Source organism: Streptomyces sp. Root1310 (genome assembly GCF_001426425.1).
Taxonomy (GTDB): Bacteria; Actinomycetota; Actinomycetes; order Streptomycetales; family Streptomycetaceae; genus Streptomyces.
Genome location: NZ_LMEQ01000013.1, coordinates 41,696 through 47,874 on the forward strand (window position 1 = coordinate 41,696; position 6,179 = coordinate 47,874).

The following is a 6,179-nucleotide window of genomic DNA, read 5'->3' on the forward strand; positions in this document are numbered from 1 at the left end:
AGGRATCGGCGTGGACATCCCGAAGGTGATGCTGCCGCTGCCGCCGCAGCGGGTACGGGAGTTGCTGAACAGACGGATGCCGGTGCACGAGGGAGTCGGTTCCNATCGGCGTGGACATCCCGAAGGTGATGCTGCCGCTGCCGCCGCAGCGGGTACGGGAGTTGCTGAACAGACGGATGCCGGTGCACGAGGGAGTCGGTTCCCTCCTCGCGGCCTTCCTCCTCGGACTGAACCGTCAGTCCGAGCACCTCCAGCCTTCCGACGCGCCCCACATGGGCAAGGTCGTAGTCGACCTGGTAACAGCGTGGATCTGCCAACTCCTCGACGCGGAGGCCGTCCTCTCGCCAGAGACGCGCCAGCAGGTGCTCGCAGAACGAATCCGGGCGTTCGTCCGGCAGAACCTTCACGATCCCGAACYGACGCCCTCYGCGATCGCTGCCGCGCACCACATCTCCGTCAGCTACCTGCACCGCATCTTCCAACAGCAGATGCCTGGTGAGACGGTCGCGGCCTGGATACGMGGCCAGCGTCTGGAGGGCGCCCGCCGTGATTTGGCTGATCCGGCCCTGGGCAGCATGCCGATCCACGCCGTCGCCGCCCGCTGGAACTTCCCTCGCGCGGCCGACTTCACTCGAGCCTTCCGCTCCGCCTACGGTCTCGCTCCCAGCGGCAGCATGCCGATCCACGCCGTCGCCGCCCGCTGGAACTTCCCTCGCGCGGCCGACTTCACTCGAGCCTTCCGCTCCGCCTACGGTCTCGCTCCCAGTGACTACCGGCTTGAGGCCCTGTCCGACAAGAGCGCAGATGCTGCCCCGACGAATGTCGCCCCAAGCCGGCGCGTACGAAACTGAGGGCCTCTCGATACACCGATGAGGGTGCGCGGGGACACGTTGTCAGCAGGTGCTGATCAACGTCTCGCTGCGAGCGGTGTCGTCCCTGCCGTTGACTCCGAGCGTCACCACGGCGATCCCTATGCTGTCGCACGGCGCCAACTGCACGGTGGGAGCGAAACATCCCCGGGTGAAACCCGTGTTGAGCGGTGTCGAGGCGCACCAGGCGTCTCCGTGGAGTTGCGACTGGAAGACGATGCGGCCATCGATGGTGACAGGGCCTCCGGAAATGTTCTGAGCGACAAGCACGGCCTGCGCGTCGTTGTTGGAGTTCACTACTACACAAGCCTTGAATTTCACCCCCGGCTTGTCCACATGCGTGGTGTACGCGGCGCAGTGCCAGTTCGAGTTGGTGTCCACGGCCTTCCAGTTCTCTGTCGGGCTGGCGGAAGCGGAATTCGCTCCGAACATCAGGACGGCGGCCGTAGCGGCAGTCACGGTAGTGAAGCGACGCATGAAAATCCCTTAGCTCTAGGTGTTGGCGATTCCGTGACCGACTGAGGCCGTGACACCGTTGGCCTCCAGGTACCCTGTGGCATTGAGGAAGGTTCTGTCAGTGACGTCAGTGGCGGTTCCAGCGAAACAACCGCGAGTGAATCCGGTGTTCAGGGTGGTGCCGGCGCAGTCGACGTTGCTTCCGAAGTCGCTGCGCACTGCGCCACTGATCGATACCGGCACCCCCGTCGTATTCTGTACCACCACAATCGCTTGAGCGTCGCCGTTCGAATTCCTCACGATGCAGACCTTGAGCTTTAGCTGACCGGACAGCGGATGCGATTTATAACCGCCACAACTCCAGTTCGAGTTGGTGTCCACGGCCTTCCAGCCCACCGCTGCACTGGCGGGCGTGGCACTGAGGGCTACGGTGCCGGCAACGGCGACCATCACGGTCAACGCCCTTGTACGCATGGTCTGTCCTTCTCTCTGTCGACTACTGCTTTGCCCCGCACCCGCATAGCCCGTCGGCTGGGCGGGCAGGCGAGCCTTCCGGCGCTTGGGATCAATCATGCGTAGCCGTAGCACGACTGTCGTTGGTGATCCGTCCACATCTCCTTGTGGTTCCATGCACACCGGAGGCGAGAGGCCTGCCAGGGCCCGGAGAGGCGCGAGTGTGCTTGATCCGCTTTGGCGGACATCCGAGATCAGGGGTTCAGCCCCGGGAGGAGGCGACTGCCTCCCGGGCGGCGCGGGCGGGAGTCGCACTCGGCACGACGGCCATTGTGCTGTCGCTGGCCGTGATCGTCGGGGCGATCTGGGCGCTGAACCAGGCCTACCAGTAGAAGCCGGGTACCCGGCCCAGGAATTGGCGGGCTACGGCAGGCCGGGGCCGCAGGGGTTGTCCTGCCGTAGCCCGCCAGCGGTCGGTGACGTTGCCCTGATCATGGACGGCTACGAACCCCTTGACCTCGATGAGATCGACTTCGCGCCCATGGAGCACGACGCCGAGCGGCTGCGCCTGCTGACGCTGGACGAGGCGTACGAGCTGATCCAAGTGCTGAAGAAGCAGTGGGTGGAGCTAACCAACAACACCCCGCAACGCGGTCAACCTTGACGGCTGGACCCTGAGGGACGAGTCCGGCCACACGTACACCTTCGACCACTACCGCCTGGCGGGCCGTGCCACCGTCCGGATCCACACCGGCTCGTTCTGCTGCCTTATCCGCATCACCGAGACCACCACCGGCGTGTGGTCGACCGCCCGCCGCGAACTCGCCCGCCTCCACCTCGGCACCTTCACCGGCCCCGAGGCGTCTGCTCGTGCAGCGATCATCACAGGCCGAAGGGGTAGAGGCCTGCTGGCCGCTGCGATCACTGAACTTATCGCGGAGATAGGCCCGTTGCGGCAAGGGCGGCACCGCGCAAGGCTTACGCCCCGGTCATCTAAGACCGTGTCCTACGTGGTGAGGCGGACGAGTCGTTTGTAGCAGCACAGGGCGGCTGCGAGTCCGAGAAAGGCCAGGTAGTTGCGGGGATCGCGCTCGTAGCGAGGGCTCAGACGTCGGTAGCCGGACAGCCAGGACATCGTCCGCTCGATGACCCAGCGGCGGCGGCCCAATCGTTCGCTGGGCTCGATGCCTTTGCGCGCGATCCGTACTCCGATGCGTTTACCACGTAACCATTTCCGCAGGTCGGCGCGGTCGTAGGCTTTGTCGGCGTGTAGGCGTTGAGGCTTGAAGTGGCGGCCGCGGTGGGGGTCGTGTCTCGTTTGGTGACCCTCGATCATGGGCTTCAGCCCTTCGCTGTCGTGGGTGTTGCCGGCCGAGATGCCGACGAGGAGGGGCAGTCCGTTCGCGTCCGACAGGATGTGCATCTTGGAACCCGGCTTGCCCCGGTCCACGGGGCTCGGACCTGTGTGTTCGCCCCCTTTTTAGCCCTGACGTGGGCGGTGTCGAGGACGACGCGGGTGACATCGACGAGACCGGCGTCGTCGAGCCGGTGCAGCACTGCTTCGTGCAGGCGGCCCCAGACACCGGCTCTCGACCAGATCAGGAACCGGCGGTGAGCGGTCGACTTCGATATCCCGAAGCAGGGCGGCAGTTGGCGCCAGGCGCAGCCGCTGACCAGGACGTAGACGATGGCCGCGAACAGCGTCTCATCAGGCGTGTCCTGTGTTCCGCCGCCCTGCGGCCGCACCCTCGAGGGCGGGATCAGCGGCTTCGCGATCTCCCACAGCCCGTCCGGAACAATCCAACTCCACGTACCCCGCCCCATACCGAGGTCAACGACGCCTCACCACGTAGGACACGGTCTAAGAAGCCATCTCAATTGGGTGTCTCGGTAGGCTGTCGGGGTGGTGGGAATCGTTGAGCGGCTGGTGACGGACGAGTTGTGGGAGCTGTTCCAGCGGGTGGCACCTGAGGCCCCCACGCGGCCTCAGGGCGGTGGTCGACGACGGCACGGTGACCGTGAAGTGCTGGCCGCGATCGTGTTCGTGGCGACGTCGGGCTGTACATGGCAGCAACTGCCCTCGGCCTCCTTCGGGCCGTCCGGGGCAACTGCTCACCGCCGGTTCACCGAGCGGACGAAGGCACGGGTGTGGGCCAAGCTGCACCGCCTCGTACTCGACGAACTGGGCTCCCGCGGCAACCTGGACTGGTCCCGTTGCGCGATCGATTCGGTGAACATGCGGGCCCAAAAAAAGGGGGAGTTGACGGGTCCGAATCCTGTCGATCGGGGCAAGTACGGTTCAAAGATCCACCTGGTTACCGAGCGGAGCGGTCTGCCCCTATCTATCGGGATTTCCGGTGCCAACATCCATGACAGCCAGGCCCTGATTCCGCTGGTGAAGGGCACACCCCCGGTCCGCTCGCGCCGAGGCCCCCGCCGTCGCAGGCCCGGCAAGCTCCATGCCGACAAGGGCTACGACTACGCTCACCTGCGGCGATGGTTATCCAAGCGGGGAATTGGGCACCGCATCGCCCGCAGAGGAGTTGAGACCCAGCAGCGGTTGGGGCGTCACCGTTGGACCATCGAACGGACTATGTCCTGGCTCGCCGGCTGCCGCCGTCTCCACCGCCGCTACGAGCGCAAAGCCGAGCACTTCCTCGCTTTCACGAGCATCGCCTGTACCCTCATCTGTTACCGGCGGCTCACAGATGTCGACCGGTGCTTCCCTGCCTACGCAAACAATCCATTCATTCGCGCGGGTTACAGAAAGGGACAAGAAGCGGGGCAAATGCTGCTAGGGCGATGTGGGAAGGGAGGCCCACATGATGAGGACGAGCTGTTCGCCAGCGTTGTTCGCCAGCGTGGACGCGCAGCCCGAGCAAGCCCCCGCCCACCGGCCCCGGCCGCCGTCGCCCGGCTGTCGCGTAGCTGCACGACGCCCGCCGCGCCTGCCGACTCGGCCGCCGACGCAGGCCGGAGCGGTCAGCAGGGTCCGGAGATCGTCAGGAGTTATCCAGCCCGGGCCGCCCTCGTACGGCGGACAGCGTGGGCAGCGCCTCGCTCGTTGGGCGGGTGTGACCGACAAACTGAAGTCTGCGGACCAGTGGCCGAACTGGCTGGGGCCGCAGCACCGCGCGCTGAGATCCCACCTCGAGACCGCCCTCGCCCGGCGCTTGGGGGTGACGCTCAGCCCTCGCCCGTCTCCTGCCTGGCAGTTGGAGGCCATGGCCCGGCCCGTGGAGGCGGCTCAGTCGTGGCCAGGGTCATCGAGGTAGTCGGGACCGGGCCGGGGCCGACGCGGGGAAGAAGGAGATCGCCGACGATCGCCGACCTTTTCCGCACCGTGATGGAGCAGGATTCGGAACGCGCGGCCCGGCGTCATCAGTTCCTGGCGAACTGTCCGGTACCGAGGAAGCCGGCCCGGCCGTCAGCTGAGGGCTGACCCAAAGGGCGCAAGCCCCTGGTCGCCCCCCGCACCGGGCAGGCCAGTTCGACAGATGCCAAGAACCCCCGCCGCGGCGGCCGAGGGGCGCGAGAAACGCAGCTAGCTTTGGGAGGAGGTCCAAGGGGGACGAAGGGTGCTCAGGGTTCATCGGTCGACACCGGGTATCCGCACGGTATGTATCTGTCGAAACCGTTGAAGGTTCTCTTACTCGGCGTCGCCGTCTATGCGCTGCTCGTGCTGATGTTCCGCTATGGGCGTGGCGGCATGGCATGGGACCATTCGTTCCTGGTCGCTCTGGTCGCAGCGCCGGTGGCGCTGTTGTGGGGGTGGGTCCGGGACCACTGGAACGACCGGGCTCGAGAGGCCGGTGCGAGGTGGCGGCGCAAGAGGCAAAGCTGACCCCTGCGCGGCAGACCCGACTTCCGACGATGCAGCCGGCTTGCTGCGCGGAGTACTTCGAGGTCTGCCTCGGAGTGACGGGGCGGGCTACGAACCGCCGGACGGCCCGGTGGGTCATCCGGGTCATGAACGAGGGGCAGGGGCTGTGCCGCCTGCACGGCCCGAGGCGTCGGGCTGATCTCGCTTACTTGCACGTTGCCGACGCCTCACGTCCCGGCCGAGCCGGACAGTGCGCCCAGGTGTTCATGGAGGTGGTGCAGGATCGAGCGTGCGGTGGCCGGGCCGTGGTAGGCCCTCTCGTGGCGCAGTGCCCCTGACAGGCGGGCGTCCTGCGTCATGGTGAGACTGATCGTGATTGTGGCCGCCGCCGTGTCGGACGCCTGGCGGGTGGCGTAGGTCAGGCGGGAGGAGTCCTGGCTTACGGGCATGACGTCGGTGCGCATCGCGTGCATCGGGATGGCGTCGTCGCGCTGCCGGTCCAGGGCCCAGCCGGTCACCCCGTGCAGGCGCAGCGCGGCGTGGCCGAGGGCGTACCGGAAGAAGCCTGCGTCGCCGCT

At 66.5% G+C, this 6,179-nt stretch carries 4 protein-coding genes and 5 pseudogenes; 5 read left to right on the forward strand and 4 right to left on the reverse strand.

Annotated elements, in window-relative coordinates; translation table 11 throughout:
- Nucleotides 1–104: 104 nt before the first annotated feature.
- A pseudogene (locus ASD48_RS23300) lies at nt 105–851 on the forward strand (helix-turn-helix transcriptional regulator); the annotation flags it as partial.
- Nucleotides 852–893: 42 nt separating this feature from the next.
- Here ASD48_RS23300 and ASD48_RS23305 read toward each other — a convergent pair.
- On the reverse strand, nt 894–1,346 hold the full coding sequence (locus tag ASD48_RS23305; protein ID WP_057603630.1) for a hypothetical protein: 453 nt from the start codon (nt 1,344–1,346) through the stop codon (nt 894–896).
- 15 nt (nt 1,347–1,361) lie between these two features.
- On the reverse strand, nt 1,362–1,898 hold the full coding sequence (locus tag ASD48_RS42260) for a hypothetical protein (protein ID WP_242432696.1): 537 nt from the start codon (nt 1,896–1,898) through the stop codon (nt 1,362–1,364).
- 373 nt (nt 1,899–2,271) lie between these two features.
- On the opposite strand from ASD48_RS42260, the pseudogene ASD48_RS46190 reads away from it, so the two are divergent.
- A pseudogene (locus ASD48_RS46190) lies at nt 2,272–2,334 on the forward strand (hypothetical protein); the annotation flags it as partial.
- Nucleotides 2,320–2,533 (forward strand): annotated as a pseudogene (locus ASD48_RS44350) (lamin tail domain-containing protein); the annotation flags it as partial. The pseudogenes ASD48_RS46190 and ASD48_RS44350, both read left to right, overlap by 15 nt.
- A 251-nt stretch (nt 2,534–2,784) precedes the next feature.
- Here the strand turns inward: ASD48_RS44350 and ASD48_RS43525 are convergent.
- Nucleotides 2,785–3,602 (reverse strand): IS5 family transposase gene (locus ASD48_RS43525; protein ID WP_107104380.1). Its coding sequence is split into 2 segments (ribosomal slippage): nt 2,785–3,260 and nt 3,260–3,602, totalling 819 coding nucleotides; the frame shifts between segments, so codons are not numbered across the junction.
- Between the two features lie 88 nt (nt 3,603–3,690).
- On the opposite strand from ASD48_RS43525, the pseudogene ASD48_RS42275 reads away from it, so the two are divergent.
- Nucleotides 3,691–4,482, forward strand: a pseudogene (locus tag ASD48_RS42275) (IS5 family transposase); the annotation flags it as partial.
- Nucleotides 4,483–5,397: 915 nt separating this feature from the next.
- Entirely contained in the window at nt 5,398–5,622 is a 225-nt protein-coding gene (locus ASD48_RS23320; protein ID WP_057603633.1) for a hypothetical protein, read from the forward strand.
- A 206-nt stretch (nt 5,623–5,828) separates the two neighbouring features.
- Here ASD48_RS23320 and ASD48_RS23325 read toward each other — a convergent pair.
- Nucleotides 5,829–6,179: pseudogene (locus ASD48_RS23325) on the reverse strand (hypothetical protein); the annotation flags it as partial.